Annotated in this window: 14 protein-coding genes; 4 read left to right on the top strand and 10 right to left on the bottom strand. The window is 69.9% G+C overall.

Annotated elements, in window-relative coordinates; translation table 11 throughout:
- Nucleotides 1-9: 9 nt before the first annotated feature.
- The 4 genes from N799_RS03905 (at nucleotide 10) to N799_RS03920 (ending at nucleotide 8,365) form a co-directional block, all read left to right on the top strand.
- Nucleotides 10-1,218, top strand: a complete 1,209-nt coding sequence (locus N799_RS03905; RefSeq protein WP_425476949.1) for an acyl-CoA dehydrogenase family protein — start codon at nucleotides 10-12, stop codon at nucleotides 1,216-1,218.
- A 201-nt stretch (nucleotides 1,219-1,419) separates the two neighbouring features.
- Nucleotides 1,420-6,450, top strand: coding sequence for an NAD-glutamate dehydrogenase (locus N799_RS03910; protein ID WP_052101186.1), 5,031 nt, complete (start codon nucleotides 1,420-1,422; stop codon nucleotides 6,448-6,450).
- Nucleotides 6,451-6,592: 142 nt separating this feature from the next.
- Complete coding sequence (locus tag N799_RS03915) at nucleotides 6,593-7,366, top strand: NAD kinase (RefSeq protein WP_036208151.1); 774 nt, start codon at nucleotides 6,593-6,595, stop codon at nucleotides 7,364-7,366.
- Nucleotides 7,367-7,432: 66 nt separating this feature from the next.
- Nucleotides 7,433-8,365, top strand: a complete 933-nt coding sequence (locus tag N799_RS03920; protein WP_036208153.1) for a 5'-nucleotidase — start codon at nucleotides 7,433-7,435, stop codon at nucleotides 8,363-8,365.
- Nucleotides 8,366-8,484: 119 nt separating this feature from the next.
- Here N799_RS03920 and N799_RS03925 read toward each other — a convergent pair whose 3' ends face one another.
- From N799_RS03925 to N799_RS03970, 10 genes are read right to left on the bottom strand one after another with little or no spacing between them, the layout of a single operon-like run.
- Nucleotides 8,485-9,033: a DUF2939 domain-containing protein gene (locus N799_RS03925; RefSeq protein ID WP_036208155.1), complete on the bottom strand. Its 549-nt coding sequence runs from the start codon at nucleotides 9,031-9,033 to the stop codon at nucleotides 8,485-8,487.
- A gap of 1 nt (nucleotide 9,034) precedes the next feature.
- Nucleotides 9,035-9,721 carry a DUF2461 domain-containing protein gene (locus N799_RS03930; protein WP_036208158.1) on the bottom strand — a complete coding sequence of 229 codons (687 nt, stop codon included), beginning with the start codon at nucleotides 9,719-9,721 and terminating at the stop codon, nucleotides 9,035-9,037.
- A 45-nt stretch (nucleotides 9,722-9,766) separates the two neighbouring features.
- Nucleotides 9,767-11,209 (bottom strand): exodeoxyribonuclease I, encoded by a 1,443-nt coding sequence (gene sbcB, locus N799_RS03935; protein WP_036208161.1) that lies wholly within the window; start codon nucleotides 11,207-11,209, stop codon nucleotides 9,767-9,769.
- Between the two features lie 3 nt (nucleotides 11,210-11,212).
- A complete protein-coding gene (locus tag N799_RS03940; protein ID WP_036208166.1) occupies nucleotides 11,213-12,592 on the bottom strand; it encodes an FAD-dependent oxidoreductase in 1,380 nt (459 codons plus the stop codon).
- A 33-nt stretch (nucleotides 12,593-12,625) separates the two neighbouring features.
- A complete protein-coding gene (gene kynU, locus N799_RS03945; protein WP_036208170.1) occupies nucleotides 12,626-13,903 on the bottom strand; it encodes a kynureninase in 1,278 nt (425 codons plus the stop codon).
- A 40-nt stretch (nucleotides 13,904-13,943) separates the two neighbouring features.
- Entirely contained in the window at nucleotides 13,944-14,969 is a 1,026-nt protein-coding gene (locus N799_RS03950) for an amidohydrolase family protein (RefSeq protein ID WP_036208173.1), read from the bottom strand.
- Nucleotides 14,970-14,994: 25 nt separating this feature from the next.
- The gene (locus N799_RS03955) at nucleotides 14,995-15,546 is read right to left on the bottom strand and encodes a 3-hydroxyanthranilate 3,4-dioxygenase (RefSeq protein ID WP_036208176.1); all 552 of its coding nucleotides are present in this window, start codon (nucleotides 15,544-15,546) and stop codon (nucleotides 14,995-14,997) included.
- Nucleotides 15,547-15,558: 12 nt separating this feature from the next.
- Entirely contained in the window at nucleotides 15,559-15,984 is a 426-nt protein-coding gene (locus N799_RS03960) for a RidA family protein (protein ID WP_036208179.1), read from the bottom strand.
- A gap of 1 nt (nucleotide 15,985) precedes the next feature.
- Entirely contained in the window at nucleotides 15,986-16,648 is a 663-nt protein-coding gene (gene can / locus N799_RS03965) for a carbonate dehydratase (protein WP_036208182.1), read from the bottom strand.
- Nucleotides 16,649-16,656: 8 nt separating this feature from the next.
- Nucleotides 16,657-18,081 carry an aldehyde dehydrogenase gene (locus N799_RS03970; protein WP_036208185.1) on the bottom strand — a complete coding sequence of 475 codons (1,425 nt, stop codon included), beginning with the start codon at nucleotides 18,079-18,081 and terminating at the stop codon, nucleotides 16,657-16,659.
- Nucleotides 18,082-18,163 lie beyond the last annotated feature (82 nt).

Consider the following 18,163-nt stretch of genomic DNA (forward strand, 5'->3'; position numbering starts at 1 on the left):
ATTGCCCGGCTGCATGGAGCGCGTGCAGACCCTTTTCGCGACAACCGAGGTGCCGACGTGGATTTTCGCTTCACCGAAGAGCAGTTGATGATTCAGGACGTGGCGCGCCGCATCGCGCAGGACAAGATCGCGCCGAGCGCCGAGCACCACGACCGGACCGGTGAGTTCCCGCTGGAGAACATCCGCACCCTCGGCGAGAACGGCCTGATGGGCATCGAGGTGCCGACCGAGTACGGCGGCGCGGGCATGGACCCGATCTCCTACGTGCTGGCGATGGTCGAGATCGCCGCGGCCGACGCCGCCCACTCGACCATCGTGTCGGTCAACAACTCGCTGTTCTGCAACGGCATCCTCAAGTACGGCACCGAGGCGCAGAAGCAGAAGTACGTGCGCGCGATTGCCGAAGGCAAGGAAATCGGCGCCTTCGCGCTGACCGAGCCGCAGTCCGGCTCCGATGCCACCGCGATGCGCTGCAAGGCGGTCCGGCAGGACGACGGCAGCTACCGCATCAACGGCAAGAAGAGCTGGATCACTTCCGGCCCGGTGGCGAAGTACTTCGTGCTGTTCGCGATGACCGACGCCGACAAGGGCGCGCGCGGCATCACCGCCTTCCTGATCGACGGCGACCGCGAGGGCTTCGGCCGCGGCAAGACCGAGCCCAAGCTCGGCATCCGCGCCTCGGCCACCTGCGAGATCGAGTTCGACGACTACGTGGTCCAGCCCGACGAGGTGCTGGGCGCGGAGGGCGAGGGCTTCAAGATCGCCATGAGCGTGCTGGACGCCGGCCGCATCGGCATCGCCAGCCAGGCCATCGGCATCGCCCGCGCGGCCTACGAGGCCACCATCGAGTACGTCAAGGAGCGCAAGGCCTTCGGCGCGCCGATCGGCACCTTCCAGATGACCCAGGCCAAGATCGCCGACATGAAGTGCAAGCTCGACGCAGCGCTGCTGCTGACGCTGCGCGCGGCGTGGCAGAAGGGCGAGTTCGACAAGGGCGGCGCGCGCTTCAGCAACGAGGCGGCGATCGCCAAGCTCACCGCGTCCGAGGCGGCGATGTGGATCACCCACCAGGCGCTGCAGATCCACGGCGGCATGGGGTACTCGAAGGAGATGCCGATCGAGCGCTACTTCCGCGACGCCAAGATCACCGAGATCTACGAGGGCACCAGCGAGATCCAGCGGCTGGTCATTGCCCGCAACGAGACCGGGCTGCGCTGATCATGCTCGTAACCGCCCGCCGCCTCGCCGCCGCCTGCCATGTGCAGCGCGGCTGCGATCGCCGCGATATCCCGATCGCCGCCCGCGGCGCGGGTGCCCATGCCGGGTGCCCCGACGCCGCCGACGTGTCCCTCCCTCTCCACTGAACCCCGTGGCCTGCGCGAAAGCGCGGGCCTCTCTTTATCTGGACGATCCGTTCGCATGAGCACCAAATCCAAGACCTCCGCCAGCAAATCCTCCGCCAAACCTCCCGCAAAACCGGCCGCGAAGAAGAGCGCCGGACCTGCAGCGCGCAAGGGCGCCGCGCCGGCCACCGCGCCGGGCAAGCAGGAGGGCGTGTCGCTGAAGCCGATCATCGAGGTGATCCGCAAGCGCCTGCCCAAGGCGCGCCACGCCGAGGGCGAAGCGTTCTCCAATGCCTTCTACAAGCGCATGGGCGAGGACGAGCTGCCCAAGCACACGCCGGAGGGTTGGGCCGCGCTGGCCAGCGATTTCCTCGATTTCGCCCGCAGCCGCAAGCCGGGCACCGCGCAGATCCGCCTGTTCAACCCGACCCGCGCCACCCACGGCTGGGAGTCGCCGCACACCGTGCTGCAGATCGTCAATGACGACATGCCGTTCCTGGTCGACTCGGTGACGATGGCGCTGACCGAGCAGAACGTCGGCGTGCACGTGCTTGGCCACCCGGTGGTGTCGATCCGGCGTGACAAGGCCGGCAAGCTGGTCGGGGTCGGCGAGGGCCAGCCCGAGTCGCTGATGCACCTGGAGGTCGATCGCCTCGACGCCGACGGCATGAAGCAGGTACAGCAGGCGGTGGAGGCCGTGCTGGCCGACGTGCGCGCGATCGTGCGCGACTGGGACGAGATGCGCGGCCGGATGCTCGAGGTCGCCGACGACATCGGCGACCGCAAGCTGCCGGTGAGCGCCGAAGGCCGCAAGGAGGCGCAGGAGTTCCTGCGCTGGGCCGCCGACAACCACTTCACCTTCCTCGGCTACCGCGAGTACGAGGTGGTCAGCAAGGGCGGCGAGGACGTGCTGTCCGCGGTGAAGGGCTCCGGGCTGGGCCTGCTGCGCGGACAGGACACCCGCAAGCCGCGCCCGCTGGCCTCGCTGGCCGCCCACTACATGCCGCAGTCCGGCGCGGTCGACGCGCTGATCCTGACCAAGACCAACGCCCGCGCCACCGTCCACCGCCCGGGCTACATGGACTACATCGGCGTGCTGAGCTTCGACGGCAACGGCAAGCCGGTGCGCGAGGAGCGCTTCCTCGGCCTGTACACCTCCAGCGCGTACAGCCGCCGCCCGTGGGACATCCCGCTGGTGCGCGAGCGCCACAACTACGTGATGGAGAAGTCCGGCCTGCCCGCCGACAGCCACAGCGGCAAGGCGCTGCGCCACATCCTGGAAACCCTGCCGCGCGACGAGCTGTTCCAGTCCACCGGCGAGGAGCTGCTGAAGACCAGCACCGGCATCCTCGGCCTGCAGGAGCGCGTGCGCAGCAAGCTGTTCCTGCGCCGCGACCGTTACGGCCGCTTCTTCTCCGGCCTGGTCTACATCCCGCGCGACCGCTTCAACACCGACGTGCGCCTGCGCATCGAGGCGATGCTCAAGCGCGTGCTGCATGGCGAGCATGTCGACACCACCGTGGTGCTGGGCGAGTCGCCGCTGGCGCAGCTTCACCTGCTGGTGCGGCCGAAGTCCGGCGAGGCGATCCAGGTCGACAACGCCGCGATCGAGGCCGAGCTGGCCGAGATCGTGCGCAACTGGCGCGACGACCTGCGCGACCTGCTGGTCGAGCGCCATGGCGAGCAGAAGGGCCTGGCGCTGGCCAACGGCTACGGTCGCGCGCTGCCGGCCGGCTACATCGAGGACGTCACCGTCGCGATCGCCGCCGACGACGTCGAGCACCTGGCCGCGTTGACCGGCCCCGAGGACCTGCGCCTGAGCCTGTCGCGCGTGCGCCCGGGCGCCGGCGGCCTGCGCTTCAAGTTCTACCGCCAGAACGAGGACATCGCCCTGTCCGACGCACTGCCGATGATGGAGAACATGGGCCTGCGCGTGGTCTCCGAGCACCCGTACCGGCTCTACGCGCACAGCAGCCTGATGTACGTCCAGGACTTCGAGGTCGAGACCAGCAACCCCGATGCCGACGTCGCCGACGTCGACGAGAACTTCGAGGAGGCCTTCGCCCGGATCTGGCACGGCGACGCCGAGAACGACGGCTTCAACCGCCTGATCCTCGGCGCCGGCCTGTCGTGGCGCCAGGTCGCGATGCTGCGGGCGTACAGCAAGTACCTGCAGCAGGTCGGCGTGCCGTTCTCGCAGAGCTACGTCGAGGAAACCTTCAACCGCTACCCGGTGCTCGCGCGCCTGATGGTCGAGCTGTTCGAGGCCCGCTTCGACCCGACCACCGGCAAGGAAGGCAAGGCCGAGGTCAAGGGGGGGATGGACCGCCTGCGCCGCCAGTTCGAGCGCCTGGCCGCGGGCGATGAAGCCCTGCTGGCGGCGCTGGAGCCCGTGATCGCCTCGCGCACCGGCAAGCGCGAGGTGCAGATCGCCGCCACCCGCAACACCCTGATGGGCCTGCTCGACCGCGTGTCCAGCCTCGACGAGGACCGCATCCTGCGCAGCTTCATCGGCGTGATCGAGGCGACCCTGCGCACCAGCTACTACCAGCGGGGCGCCGGCGGCGCGCACAAGGGCTACGTCAGCTACAAGTTCGACTCGGCCGAAGTGCCCGACCTGCCCAAGCCCCGCCCGTACCGCGAGATCTACGTGTACGGCCCGCGCGTGGAGGGCATCCACCTGCGCTTCGGCCCGGTCGCCCGTGGCGGCCTGCGCTGGTCGGACCGCCGCGAGGACTTCCGCACCGAGGTGCTGGGTCTTGTGAAGGCGCAGATGGTGAAGAACACCGTGATCGTGCCGGTCGGCTCGAAGGGTGGCTTCATCAGCAAGAAACCGCCGGCCAACGGTGACCGCGACGCGGTGCACGCCGAGGGCGTGGCGTGCTACCAGATGTTCATCAACGGCCTGCTCGACATCACCGACAACCTGGTCGATGGCAAGGTCGTGCATCCGGCCAACGTGGTGCGCCACGACGCGGACGACCCGTACCTGGTGGTCGCGGCGGACAAGGGCACGGCCAAGTTCTCCGACATCGCCAACGCGATCGCGCGCGAGCACGGCTACTGGCTCGACGACGCGTTCGCGTCCGGCGGCTCGGTCGGCTACGACCACAAGGGCATGGGCATCACCGCCAAGGGCGCGTGGGAGTCGGTCAAGCGCCACTTCCGTGCGCTCGGCCACGACACCCAGAAGCAGGACTTCACCGCGGTCGGCATCGGCGACATGTCGGGCGACGTGTTTGGCAACGGCATGCTGCTGAGCAAGCACATCCGCCTGGTCGCGGCATTCGACCACCGCCACATCTTCCTCGACCCGAACCCGGACGCGGCGCGCTCGTTCAAGGAGCGCCAGCGCCTGTTCAAGCTGCCGCGCTCCAGCTGGGAGGACTACGACGCCTCGCTGATCAGCGAGGGTGGCGGCGTGTTCCCGCGCAGCGCCAAGTCGATCAAGCTCTCCCCGCAGGTGCGCGAGGTGCTCGGCATCGACGCCTCGGTGTCGGCGCTGAGTCCGGCAGAACTGATGAGCGCGATCCTCAAGTCGCCGGTCGACCTGGTGTGGAACGGCGGCATCGGTACCTACGTCAAGGGCAGCACCGAGACCCACGCCGAGGTCGGCGACCGTGCCAACAACGCCCTGCGCGTCGATGGCCGTGACCTGCGCTGCAAGGTGGTGGGCGAAGGCGGCAACCTGGGCTTCACCCAGCTGGGCCGCATCGAGGCCGCGCACAACGGCGTGCTGCTCAATGCCGACTTCATCGACAACTCGGCCGGCGTGGACACCTCCGACCACGAGGTCAACATCAAGATCCTGCTCAACCTGCAGGTGCAGGCGGGCAAGCTCAAGCTGGCCGAGCGCAACAAGCTGCTGGCGGCGATGACCGACGAGGTCGAGCAGCTGGTGCTGATCGACAACTACCGCCAGAACCAGGCCATCAGCCTGATGGAGCGGATGTCGGTGCCGCGGCTCGGCTCCAAGCAGCATTTCATCCGCACACTGGAGTCGCAGGGGCTGCTGGACCGGCAGATCGAGTACCTGCCGTCGGACGCCGAGATCGCCGAGCGCAAGGCGCGCGGCCAGGGCCTGACCCGGCCGGAGCTGGCGGTACTGCTGTCGTACAGCAAGCTGGTGCTGTTCCAGCAGCTGGTCGATTCGGACGTGCCGGAAGACCCGTACCTGTCGAAGGAACTGGTGCGCTACTTCCCCGAGCCGCTGCAGGCCAAGTACGCCAAGGCGATGGAGAACCACCGCCTGAAGCGCGAGATCATCGCCACCGCGGTGACCAACTCGATGGTCAACCGGATGGGCGCGACGTTCACCCTGCGCATGCAGGAGGACACCGGTCGCAGCGCCGGCGAGGTCGCCGAGGCCTACACGATCGCGCGCGAGGCGATCGACGCGCGGGCGCTGTGGGCGCAGATCGACGCGCTCGACGGCAAGGTCGCCGAGTCGGTGCAGATCGATGCGTTGCAGACGATCTGGCAGCTGATGCGCTCGATGTCGCGCTGGCTGCTGTCGCGTCCGGGCGCGATGCCGGAAATCACCGCGGCGATGGCGCGCTACGGCGACGGCCTCGAGGCGGTGCGCCAGTCGTTGCCGAGCACCATGTCGGACGTTCGCCGCGAGGTGTTCGTGGCGAGCCTGGAGGACTGGAAGGCCAAGGGCGTTCCGGCCGGCCTGGCCGAGCAGCTCGCGGCGTTGCCACTGCTGGAGTTCGGCTGCGACATCGTCGAGATCGCCCACGCCCGCAAGCTGCCGCCGGTCGACGTGGCCCGCGCGTACTTCGGGCTTGGCGCGGCGCTGCAGCTGCCGTGGCTGTACGAGCAGATCGAAGAGCTGCCGGTGGACGGCCGCTGGCAGGCCCTCGCGCGCGGTGCACTGCGTGACGAACTGGCCGCCCAGCACCGGGCACTGGCCGGGCAGGTCCTCGCCAGCGGCGGCAAGAAGAGCGCCGACGCGAAGATCGAGGCCTGGCTGCAGCGCGACGACGCCACCCTGCGGTTCACCCAGGCCATGCTTGCCGAACTGCAGAGCCAGAAGACGCTCGACTACCCGACCGTGTCGGTGGTGGTGCGGCGACTGGCACAGGTGGCCGCCGCGGGCGCCTGACGCTCCCCGTTGCAACCGGAACGGCGGCGATGATTCGCCGCCGTTTCCTTTTGTGCGGCGTGTTGTCACACGCCGCCGGGCATGTGGTGCTGCGGCGTCGCACGGTCGCGTTATCCTGCGTCGACCGACCCCGGAGCCGCCAATGACTGCGACGCCCCGCATCGCCTTCCTCGCCAGCACGGCCGCCGACGCGCGGGCTGCGTGTGCGACGCTGGTGCACCGCCACGGCGACGTGCCGCCCGAGGACGCCGACGTGCTGGTCGCCCTCGGTGGCGACGGTTTCATGCTGCAGACGCTGCACCGCCACGGTGGCCTCGGCAAACCGGTGTACGGCATGAAGCTCGGCACCGTCGGCTTCCTGATGAACCACCTCGAGATCGAGGGCCTGCTGGAGCGCATCCATGCCGCCGAACCGGCGGTCCTGCGACCGCTGGAGATGCTGGCCGAGACCGAGTCCGGCGCCAGCGTCGGCTCGCTCGCCTACAACGAGGTGTCGCTGCTGCGGCAGACGCGACAGGCCGCGCACGTATCGATCGAGCTCAACGGCCAGACCCGGCTGGACGAGCTGATCTGCGACGGCGTGCTGGTGGCGACCCCGGCCGGCAGCACCGCCTACAACTTCTCCGCGCACGGCCCGATCCTGCCGCTGGGCGCCAACGTGATGGCGCTGACGCCGATCGCCGCCTTCCGCCCGCGGCGCTGGCGCGGCGCCGTGCTCAAGGCCACTACGGAGGTGCGCTTCCGGGTGCTCGACCCCTACAAGCGGCCGGTCAGCGCCACTGCCGACTCGCATGAGGTCCGCGACGTGGTCGAGGTCACCATCCGCGAGTCGCACGACCGCACCGTGACGCTGCTGTTCGATCCCGAGCACAACCTCGAGGACCGGATCCTGGCGGAGCAGTTCACCAGCGGGTGAGGGGTGCGGGGGAGTTCGGGCGCCGGCGTCTCATCCCCCGCGACCCCGATCCGGCAGAATGCCTCCATGCCCGACGCCAACGCCGACCCGCTGATCGTCGCGATCTCCTCGCGCACCCTGTTCGACCTCGAGGACAGCCACGCCCTGTTCGAGCGCGAAGGCCTTGACGCCTACGCCGCCTTCCAGCGCAGCCACGAGGACGACCTGCTCGAACCCGGCGTCGCCTTCCCGCTGGTGCGCAAGCTGCTCGGCCTCAACGACGGGTCGCCGCCGGAAGCGCCGCGGGTCGAGGTGATCCTGATTTCGCGCAACTCCGCCGACACCGGCCTGCGCATCTTCAACTCGATCGCCCACCACGGCCTGTCGATCCGCCGCGCCGCCTTCAGCAACGGCGCGCCGCCGTTCCCGTACATCCGTCCCTTCGGCGCCGACCTGTTCCTGTCGACCCACGCCGAGGACGTGCGCAGCGCGCTCGCCGCCGGCGTCGCCGCCGCGACGCTGCTGCCGGCCAAGGCGCCGCAGCAGCGCCACGACCAGCTGCGAATCGCGTTCGACGGCGATGCCGTGATCTTCGACGACGAAGGCGAGCGGGTGTCGCGCGAGGGCGGGCTGGAGGCATTCGCCGAGCACGAACGCAGCCACGCCGGCGAACCGCTGTCGGGCGGGCCGTTCCGCGGGTTTCTCGATGCGCTGCACCGGCTGCAGGCGGCGTTCCCGATCGGCGAGGCTTCGCCGATCCGCACCGCGCTGGTGACCGCGCGCTCGGTACCGGCGCACGAACGGGTGATCCGCACCCTGCGCGAGTGGGGCATCCGACTGGACGAGGCGCTGTTCCTCGGCGGCCGCCCGAAGGGGCCGTTCCTGGAGGCGTTCGGTGCGGACATCTTCTTCGACGACTCGGAGCACAACATCGCTTCCGCGCGCGGGCTGGTAGCCGCGGGCCACGTGCCGCACGGAGTGGCCAACGTGGTGGTGAAGGTTCCGAAGACCGGGGATTGAACCGTGGGCGGTGGGGAGCCTGGCCGCTGATCTTCCCGCGCTCGCCGTAATCGGCCCGCCCTGCGCGTTCGCGACTTACGTCGCTCCTACAAGGTCCGGTGGGCGCGCGACGCGCCCGGCTACCCGGATGTGGTGAGCGGCAAGCGGATATCGGTGAGCTTCCAGCGCAGGCCGTCACGGCTCAGCACGAACGTCACCGGAGCCCCGCCGTCGCCGTGGACGGTGGCGGTGAAGCGGGACAACGATTCGAAGCCGTACTCCGGCTCGCGCAGTGGGTCCGTCGGCGCGGCGTGTTCGTAGGTGTTGTCGGTGACGCCGCCGCCGCTGGCGCGGTGCCAGACCGATCGACCCTGCAGCAACGCGCCGATGCCGGCCGGGGTCACCATGGTGTCCACCGCGCCGCCGGCCAGTCCGCTTGCGATGCGCACCGCCACCGCACCGAACAGGCTGGACTGCGCATCCACGCCTGCGCGGCGGACCAGGTAATCGTCGAGCTGGGCCTTGAGGTTGGCCCGCAGCTGCGGGAAGTCGACATGCCGCGACAGCACGGCGGTGTCCTGCGCCTGCACCGCGTCGCGGATGCCGTTGTAGGCCAGGAACGGCCCCGCGACGACATAGCCGAGCAGCAGCACGATGGCGAGGACGGGCAGGGCGAGCCACTTCTTCATCTCAGAACTCCAGGTCCAGCGCGGCGCAGAGGTAGTCGGTGAACGGCGCGAGCGTCGCCAGGTCGGTGCGCAGGGTCGACAGCAGCCGTGGCCCGGTTATGGTGTCCTCGTCGAGTGCGCGCCGGGCGACGAAGTTCTTGCGCCGCAGGTCCTCGGCGAACTCGAAGTCGGCCGGGAACCCGCGCGGCATCCGCACCAGCATCTCGCCCTTGTCGAGGGCGAAGCGGCGGCGCAGCTTCGGGCCGTGCGCGGTGGCCTTCCAGCTGGCCGGGTTGTCGAGGATGAACTGACGCACCCGGCGCACCGTGTCGGATGCCGGATGCCACAGCCCGGCGCCGACGAAGCAGCCGCCCGGACGGATGTGCAGGTGGAACGAGGGCGCCTCCACCTGGCGGTGGCGCTCGTGGAAGATCTTCGCGCCCTGCCAGGTCTTGTACGGCGACTTGTCGTTCGCGAAACGGGTGTCGCGGTTGATCCGGAACATCGAGCCGCCGACCGCCCGTGGGTCGGCGCGGTAGTGCAGGCTCAGCTCCGCCACCACCGGCTGCAGGTCGGTCAGCAGGCGCTGGTAGGGCGCGCGGATGTGTGCCTCGTAGTCGGCCTTGTGTTCGTGGAACCACTGGCGATTGTTGTTGCGGGCTAGCGCGCGCAGGAAGCGGAAGGCGGCATCGCTGAAGTAGGTGGCCATGCGCGCAATCCTAGCGCCCGGCCTGCAGGGACGGCTTGAGCCCGGTCACGCCAGGCTGCGTTCGATCCCATCGCGCCAGTCCGCCAGCTCGGCCAGCAGGGCGAGGTTGCGCGGGTTGTCGGCGTGGGTTGCGCGCAGCTCGGCGAGCTCGGCGTCGAACCGGGCGAATCCGTGCTCTGCGCCGGCGGTGTCGTCGCGCAGGCGCCGGCGCCGGTAGTCGTTCCAGCGCGCCTGTTCGGTCGGTGACAGGGTTTCGGGCCAGTTGCGGGCACGGTAGCGGAACAGCAGCTCGTGCAGGCGCGCATCGCGGAAGCCGAACTCCGCCGCGCCGAGCGCCTCCGGCGGGGTCGAGCGGACCTGGGGCAGCAGGCGCTTGTCGGCGCCGTCGATGAAACCGTCGTAGAGGCTGCCGTCGGGGTCGGACGGGCCGCGCTCGTGTGCGCGCGCGAACACCAGGCGGATCTTCTCGACCAGCGCCGGGCCGGCCGCGTGAATGCGCGCGGCACGCGCCTCGGCCTCGTCCGGGTCGATGCCGAGACGGTCGAAATCCTCCGGCCGCAGGTGCGCCCACGCCGACAGCGCCGGGCTGCGGTTGAGGTGGATCTCCTTCAGTGCGACCCGTTCCACGCCTTCGGGCAGGTCGGCATTGCGCACGTACAGCCGCGCCGCGATCTCCCCGGCGTCCAGCTCCAGCAGCGGTGCCGGGTCCTGGCCGAGGTCGAAGGCGATCACGCGATTGTCGATGTGCGGGTGGCGCGCCACAGGCACCATCGGCGCCGCGCACAGGCGGCTGGCGGGGAAGCGCTGGGAGACGTGAAGCACCGGCGTCATCGCCACGGTGTCGAGCAGGCTGGCCACGTAGCGCTTGTCGCGCAGGCGCAGCGCGTAGTCCCACAGCCGCGGCTGCGCGTGCTTGAGCTTGCGGGCAAGGCCGATCAGCGCACGCACGTCCGACAGCGCCTCGTGGGCGTCACCCTCGCGGACGTGGTTGGCCTCGGCCAGGTGTTCGAGCTTGAACGAGGTCGCGCCGTCCTCGCGCCTGGGCCAGACCAGCCCGTCCGGACGCAGCGCGTGGGCGAAGCGGAACACGTCGAGCAGGTCCCAGCGCGAGTTGCCGCCGCGCCACTCGCGCTCGTAGACGTCGAAGAAGTTGCGGAACAGCCCGTGGCGGACGAACTCGTCGTCGAAGCGCAGCGAGTTGTAGCCCAGCGTGCAGGTTTCCGGGCGCGACATCTCCTCGCAGATCAGCGCGAACGCGGCCGCCTCGGGCATGCCCTCGCGCAGCGCATGCTGCGGGGTGATGCCGGTGATCAGCGTCGCGGTAGGCGAGGGCAGCAGGTCGTCGGCCGGGCGGACGAAGATGCTGATCGGCTCCTCGATTGGGTTGAGGTCGCTGTCGGTGCGGATCGCCGCGAACTGGGCGATGCGGTTGCCACGCGGGTCGGAGCCGAAGGTTTCGAGGTCGTAGAACAGGAAGCTGGCGGGCATCGGTCAGCGGTCCGCGGGCAGCGGTGCCAGCTTCGCCCGCACGGCGGCGTCCACCTTGTCCCAGTCCAGCGTGGCGAGGCTGTCGTGGCCGCGGGTCAGCTGCACCAGCAACTCGCGCTGGAGATTGCCGCGCACCAGTGCGACGGCGTAGGGGATGTGGCGGAAAGTCACCATCGCGTAGCGCGGGACGAAGCGGTCCGGGTGGCGCTCGGCCAGCTTGTGCTCGAGGGCGCGCTGCAGCAGGTAGTCGTCGTCGTCGACCCGGTCGCGCATTTCCAGGTAGTTCTCCAGCGCCATGTGCTGGATCGCGCGGGCGTTGGGCAGCCGCTCGCGCTGGAACGCGGCGAAGGCTTCGGCGCGGTTGCCGTGCCGGTCGAGGTGGTCGGCCAGCGCGACGCAGTCCTCGAACGCACAGTTCATTCCCTGGCCGTGGAACGGCACCATCGCGTGGGCGGCGTCGCCGACCAGCACCGCGCGCCCGTCCAGGTGCCAGCGGTCGAGGTACAACGTGCCAAGCACGCCGGTCGGGTTATGGTCGAAGTCGTGCTCCAGCCGCGGGATCAGTGCCGAGGCATCCGGGAACTCGCGGTCGAACAGCGCGCGCGCATCGGCACCGCTGCGGATGCTGTCGAAACCCGGCACGCCGGCCGTCGGGTTGCCGGTATTGGGCAGGAACAGGGTGACGGTGAAGGTCTGCTCGTCGTTGGGCAGGGCGATGCACATGTAGCGGCCGCGCGGCCAGATGTGCAGGGCATTGGGTTCGATCAGGAAGCCGCCGTCGGCCGCCGGCGGGATCTCCAGCTCCTTGTAGGAGTGGTCGAGGAAGTCGGTGCGCTCGCCGAGGTCGGCCACCGTGCCCATCGACTGGCGCAGCTGCGAGCCGGCGCCATCGGCGCCGATCAGGGTGCGGAACGGGACGTCGTGGGTTTCACCGTCGCGACGGGCGTAGCGTGCGGTGCAGGCCTCGAAGTCGACGGATTGCAGGCCGAGGTCGAAATGCACGCGCGCGCCCGCGGCCTCGGCGATGTCGAGCAGGATGCGGTTGAGCTCGCCCCGGTGGACCGACCAGATCACCTCGCTGTCGTCGCGGCCGTAGCGCTGCAGGTCGGTGCGGCCGTCGGCGAAGTGCACCATACGGCCGCGCATCATCACCGCCTGTGCCATCACCGCCTCGTCGGCATCGGCGTTGCGCAGGGCGTTGCGGCCGCGCTCGGCCAGCGCCAGGTTGATCGAGCGGCCGCGTTCGAGGTCGCGCTTGCGCGGGTCGTCGCGCTTCTCGTAGACGTCGACCTCCCAGCCGCGGCGGGCCAGCAGGGTGGCGAGCAGGGCACCGGCCAGGCCGGCGCCGATGATCGTGAGGTGCTTGTCGTTCGGCGGATTCAACGGCACGGGCCTCTCGCGTCCGGTGGTGGCGGGCTATGCGCCGGCGTCGCGCCAGGCCGCGACGGACCGGGCGAAGCGGAACACGTCTTCGAAGGTGTTGTACAGCGGCGCCGGCGAGATGCGGATCACGTCCGGTTCGCGCCAGTCACCCAGCACGCCCTCGGCGGCGAGGTGGTCGAACAGCGCGCGGCCCTGTTCGCGCCCGCCGCGCACGCGGATCGACAGCTGGCAGCCGCGCTGGGGCAGGTCGCGCGGGGTCAGCACCTCGAGGGTGTCGGCAAGGCGGTCGTCGATCAGGCATTGCAGGTAGCCGGTGAGGCGCTGCGATTTTTCGCGCAGTGCCGGCATGCCGACGCGGTCGAACAGGTCCAGCGAGGCGCGCAGCGGCGCCAGCCCGAGGATCGGCGGGTTGCTGAGCTGCCAGCCGTCGGCGCCCTCGCTGGGCACGAACTCCGGCCCCATCCGGAACCGGCTCTCCTGCTCGTGCCCCCACCAGCCGGCGAACCGCGGCAGGCCGGCGCGCGCATGGCGCTCATGCACGAAACAGCCGGCCACCGCGCCCGGGCCGCTGTTGAGGTACTTGTAGTGGCACCAGACGGCAAAGTCGGCGCCGTCGTCGTGCAGCGACAGTTCGACGTTGCCGACCGCGTGGGCGAGGTCCAGCCCGCAGCGCGCGCCCTGCGCATGCGCCAGCCGGGTTATTTCGCCGAGGTCGAACGCCTGCCCGGTGCGGTACTGCACGCCGGGCCACAGCACCAGCGCCAGCCGTGGACCGTGCCGTTCGATCGCGTCGGCAATGGCCGGCATCGAGAACACCCCGCCGGGCTGGTCGGGCTCCAGCTCGATCAGGTCGGTGTCCGGGTCGAAGCCGTGGAAGGCGATCTGCGACGCCACCGCGTAGCGGTCCGAGGGGAACGCGCCGGCCTCGATCAGGATCGCCGGCCGCTCGGCGGTCGGCCGGTAGAAGCTCACCATCATCAGGTGCAGGTTGGCGGTCAGCGAGTTCATCGCGACCACCTCAACGGGCTTGGCGCCGACCAGCCGCGCCAGCGGCTCGCGCATCAGCCCGTGGTAGCTGAGCCACTGCGAATGGCCGCGGAAGTGGCCCTCGACCGCCTCCATCGACCACTTGTCCAGCACGTCCTCCACCTGCGCGCGGGCGCCGCGCGGCTGCAGGCCCAGCGAGTTGCCGACGAAGTAGGCCTGCTCGGCGTCGCCATGCATCGGCACGTGGAACTCGGCGCGCAGGGTGGGCAGCGGGTCGGCGGCATCGAGGGCACGGGCGTGGTCGAGCGAGTACGGATCGGTCACTTCGGCGAAGGTCCTTCTGGTGCGGGTGGGAGTATCGATGTCAGGCGAAGCGGGAGCGGGGCAGCCCCAGCCACTCGAGCGCGGTGCCGTGGAACAGGCGCGCCTGCCCGGCCTCGTCCAGCTGCAGGCGGTCGATGCCGGCGCCGGGTGCCTGCTCGCCGAGCGGGAAGGGGTAGTCGGTGCCGAGCATCACCCGGTCGACGCCGCAGGTGTCCAGCAGGTAGCGCAGCGCCGCCTGGTCGGCCACCCAGGAGTCGAAGAACAGTTGGCCGAGGTATTCGCGCGGGTTGCGCGGGTTGTCGGTCGCGACCAGGTCCGGGCGCATGTTGAAACCGTGTTCGATGCGGCCGATGGTGTACGGGAACGCGCCGCCGCCGTGGGCGAGGCAGATCTTCAGCTTCGGCAGCCGCTCCAGTACGCCGCCGAAGATCAGCGCGCACGCCGCGCGCGACTGCTCGGCGGGCATTCCGACCAGCCACGGCAACCAGTACTTGGGCATCGTGTCGGTGCCCATCATGTCCCACGGGTGGACCAGGATCGCCGCGCCCAGCTCGGCCGCGGCCTGGAAGAAGTCGAACAGCTCGGGCGCGTCGAGGTTCCAGTTGCCGCCGTCGGCGCGGACCACGTGGCTGCCGATCTGCACGCCCTGCAGGCCGAGCTGGTCCATGCAGCGCTCCAGCTCCTGCGTCGCCAGCCGCGGCGACTGCAACGGCACGGTGCCGATGCCGGCGTAGTGCCGCGGGTAGTCGCGGCAGGTCTGCGCCATGTGGTCGTTGAGCGCCTGGTGCAGCTCCAGCGCGTGGTGCGGCCGGGCCCAGTAGCAGAACATCACCGGCACCGTGCTCAGCACCTGCACCTGCACCCCGAACCGGGCGTAGTCGTCGATGCGCTCCTGCGGGTCCCAGGTCTTGGACCAGATCTCGCGGAAGAACCTGCCGTCCTTGTAGATGCGGTGGCGGCCGTCCTCGGTGTGGTGGATCACCGGGAAACGGTTCTCGCCGTACTTGCGCGCCAGGTCGGGCCAGTCGCGCGGCAGGTAGTGGGCGTGGGTGTCGATCTTCAGCATCGTTGCATCATGCCCCAGGCTGCGCTCAGGTGATGTCGGCCTGCGAGTCGGCGTCAAGCTCGTAGCGCGACGGCCGCGGGTTGAGCGTGCCGCACCGGTCGCAGGTGCGCAGGGTCTCGTCGCGGTAGAAGTTCTCGAACACGCGGAAGAAGTCCTGCTCGATGTCGACCAGGTGGAATGATTCCTCGTACAGCTTGTGGTTGCAGTCGATGCAGAACCACATCAGCGCGTCGTCCTCGTGCGCCAGCCGGCGGCGCTCGATCACCAGCCCGACCGAGCCGGGCATGCGCTGCGGGCTGTGCGGCACCCGCGGCGGCAGGTAGAACATCTCGCCGGCGCGGATGCGGATGTCGCGCGGGCGGCCGTCTTCCTGGATGCGCAGCACCATTTCGCCCTCCAGCTGGTGGAAGAACTCCGGGCCTTCCTCCCAGTGGTAGTCGGTGCGGGCATTGGGCCCTCCGACGATCATCACGATGTAGTCGTCATCGACGATGCACTTGTTACCCACCGGCGGCTTGAGCAGCTCGCGGTGCTCCTCGATCCAGGCCTGCAGGTCGATGGGGGCGGGCAGCGGCATGGCGGTTCTCCGTCAGTCGGGCAGGGCGGCGACGCACTTGAGCTCGATCGCGATCGGAGTCGGCAGGGCGTCGATACCGAGGGTGGTACGGCAGGGCGCGGCGTCGACGTCGGGGAAATACTCGGCCCAGACCGTGTTGTAGCGCGCGAAGTCGCCGGCCATGTCGGTCAGGTAGACGGTCACGTCGACCAGGTCCTCCCAGCGGGCGCCGCTGGCCTCCAGCACCGTGCGCACGTTGGCGAACACCGCTCGGGTCTGGGCGTCGATGTCGTAGCTGATCAGCCGGCCGTCGGCGTCGTGGACGTTGCCGACGATGGCGTTGGTGTCGGGGTCGCGCGGACCGATGCCGGACAGGAACAGCAACTGGCCGACCCGGCGGGCGTGCGGGTAGGCGCCGACCGGTTTCGGCGCGCCGCCGGCACGGACGACCCCGGCCATCTCAGCGGTCTTCCCGGTCGATGCGGATGCGGGCGAGGGCGTCTGCGTACTTGCCCGGCAACCGCTCGGAGGCGTCCACGTCGATGCCGAGGTCATGCACCTTGCCGTCGCGCAGGGTGTACACCCAGCCGTGCACGGCAAGCTGCTGGCCGCGCGTCCAGGCGTCGCGGACGATGGTGGTGTGGCAGAGGTTGGTGACCTGTTCGAGCACGTTCAGCTCGCACAGTCGGTCGTGGCGCAGCTCGTCGTCGTCGAAGCTGCCCAGCGTGTCGCGATGCTTCTCGCCGACATCGGCAACGTGCCGGACCCAGTTGTCCGACAGCCCGAGCCGGCGCCCGTGCAGCGCCGCGTGGACACCGCCGCAACCGTAATGGCCGACGACCAGGATGTGCTTGACCTTGAGCACGTCGACCGCGAACTGGATCACCGACAGGCAGTTGAGGTCGGTGTGGACCACGACGTTGGCGATGTTGCGGTGGACGAAGACCTCGCCCGGGGCGACGTCGATGATCTGGTTGGCGGGCACGCGCGAGTCGGAGCAGCCGATCCACAGGTACTCGGGGGCCTGCTGGCGCGACAGCCGCTCGAAAAAGCCGGGGTCCTCGGCGCTGACTCGTTCGGCCCAGGCATGGTTCTGTCGCAGCAGTTCGGAAAGTGATGGCATCGGGGTACTCAGTCCAGGTGGAGACCGACGTTCTTGGCGTCGGTGAAGAATCGCATCGCCTCGGCGCCGCCTTCGCGGCCGAGGCCTGACACGCCGGTGCCGCCGAAGGGCGTGCGCAGGTCGCGTTGCAGCCAGGTGTTGATCCAGACCATGCCGGCGCGCAGATCGCGGGCCAGCTGGTGGGCGCGGTTGAGGTCGCGCGTCCAGACCGACGCGGACAGGCCGTAGTCGCCGGCGTTGGCCAGCGCGAGCGCCTCGGCGTCGCTGTCGAAGGACTGCAGCGTCACGACGGGGCCGAAGATTTCCTCGCGGTTGGTCGCGCAGTCCGGGCCGAGGCCGTCAATTACGGTCGGGGCGATAAACCAGCCGGGCCGGTCCAGCGCATTGCCGCCGCACAGCACGCGGCCGCCCTCGGCGCGCGCCCGGGCGATTGCCGCGACCACCTTGTCGAAATGCGCCTGCGACACCAGCGGGCCGAGCTGCATGTCCTCGTCGATCGGGTCGCCGACGCGGATCGCCATCGCGCGCTCGACCAGCGCCTCGCGGAACTCGACCTCGATCCGCCGCTCCACCAGCATCCGCGAGCCGCACAGGCAGATCTGGCCGGAGTTCTGGAACGCGGAGCGCACCAGCGTATCGAGGTGGTCGCGCCAGTCGCTGTCGGCGAAGACCAGGGTCGGGTTCTTGCCGCCCAGTTCAAGCGAGACCTTCTTCAGCTGCGGCGCGACCAGCCCGGCGATCCGCCGACCGACCGCGGTGCTGCCGGTGAACGACACCGCCCGGACCCCGGGGTGAACCACCAGTGGCTCGCCGACTTCCGGCCCCGCGCCATGCACGAGGTTGAACACGCCGGCGGGAAAGCCTATCTCCGCGGCGAGTTCCGCCAGCATCGTCGCCGTCACCGGGGTGACTTCCGACGGTTTGGCGACCACCGCGTTACCGGCGGCAAGTGCCGGCGCGATCTTCCACGTCAGCAGGTACAGCGGCAGGTTCCACGGGGAGATCGTGGCGACCACGCCCAGCGGCGGGCGCAGGGTGTAGTTGAGGCCGGCCTCGCCGTGGTGCGACTCGCTGGCGAACTGGGTCGCGGCATGGGCGAAGAACCGCAGGTTGCTGATTGCGCGGGGGATCTCGGCCTCGCGCGCGAGCTTGATGGGCTTGCCGCCGTCGCGTGATTCGGCGTGGGCGAAGGCCTCCAGCCGCGATTCCAGCGCGTGGGCCAGTTTCTCCAGCCAGCGTGCGCGGCGGCTGTTGGGCAGCGCGGCCCAGCCCGGCGCCGCGGCCTGCGCCGCCGCCACCGCGGCATCGACGTCGTTGCGGTCGCCCTGGGCGACCTCGGCGAAGGCGCGGCCGCTGGCCGGATCGAATACCGGCATCCAGCGCCCGCTTGCCGGGTCGCGTGCTTTGCCATCGATCCAGAGGGGCAGGCGCATCCGGCAAGCTTAACGCGCGACCCGGCGGGCGTCGCTGCATGCGCCGGCGCATGGAGGCCACGCCGGTCGCGAAGGCGGGTTT

This window comes from Lysobacter arseniciresistens ZS79 (assembly GCF_000768335.1).
Taxonomy (GTDB): Bacteria; Pseudomonadota; Gammaproteobacteria; order Xanthomonadales; family Xanthomonadaceae; genus Novilysobacter; species Novilysobacter arseniciresistens.

What these genes read in the sequence shown, in the direction of transcription:
- N799_RS03925 (WP_036208155.1), bottom strand. Translation starts at nt 9,033, where the DNA reads ATGAAGAAGTGGCTCGCCCTGCCCGTCCTCGCCATCGTGCTGCTGCTC.
- N799_RS03910 (WP_052101186.1), top strand. Translation starts at nt 1,420, where the DNA reads ATGAGCACCAAATCCAAGACCTCCGCCAGCAAATCCTCCGCCAAACCT.
- N799_RS03955 (WP_036208176.1), bottom strand. Translation starts at nt 15,546, where the DNA reads ATGCCGCTGCCCGCCCCCATCGACCTGCAGGCCTGGATCGAGGAGCAC.
- N799_RS03950 (WP_036208173.1), bottom strand. Translation starts at nt 14,969, where the DNA reads ATGCTGAAGATCGACACCCACGCCCACTACCTGCCGCGCGACTGGCCC.
- N799_RS03970 (WP_036208185.1), bottom strand. Translation starts at nt 18,081, where the DNA reads ATGCGCCTGCCCCTCTGGATCGATGGCAAAGCACGCGACCCGGCAAGC.
- N799_RS03960 (WP_036208179.1), bottom strand. Translation starts at nt 15,984, where the DNA reads ATGGCCGGGGTCGTCCGTGCCGGCGGCGCGCCGAAACCGGTCGGCGCC.
- N799_RS03930 (WP_036208158.1), bottom strand. Translation starts at nt 9,721, where the DNA reads ATGGCCACCTACTTCAGCGATGCCGCCTTCCGCTTCCTGCGCGCGCTA.
- N799_RS03915 (WP_036208151.1), top strand. Translation starts at nt 6,593, where the DNA reads ATGACTGCGACGCCCCGCATCGCCTTCCTCGCCAGCACGGCCGCCGAC.
- can (WP_036208182.1), bottom strand. Translation starts at nt 16,648, where the DNA reads ATGCCATCACTTTCCGAACTGCTGCGACAGAACCATGCCTGGGCCGAA.
- N799_RS03920 (WP_036208153.1), top strand. Translation starts at nt 7,433, where the DNA reads ATGCCCGACGCCAACGCCGACCCGCTGATCGTCGCGATCTCCTCGCGC.
- sbcB (WP_036208161.1), bottom strand. Translation starts at nt 11,209, where the DNA reads ATGCCCGCCAGCTTCCTGTTCTACGACCTCGAAACCTTCGGCTCCGAC.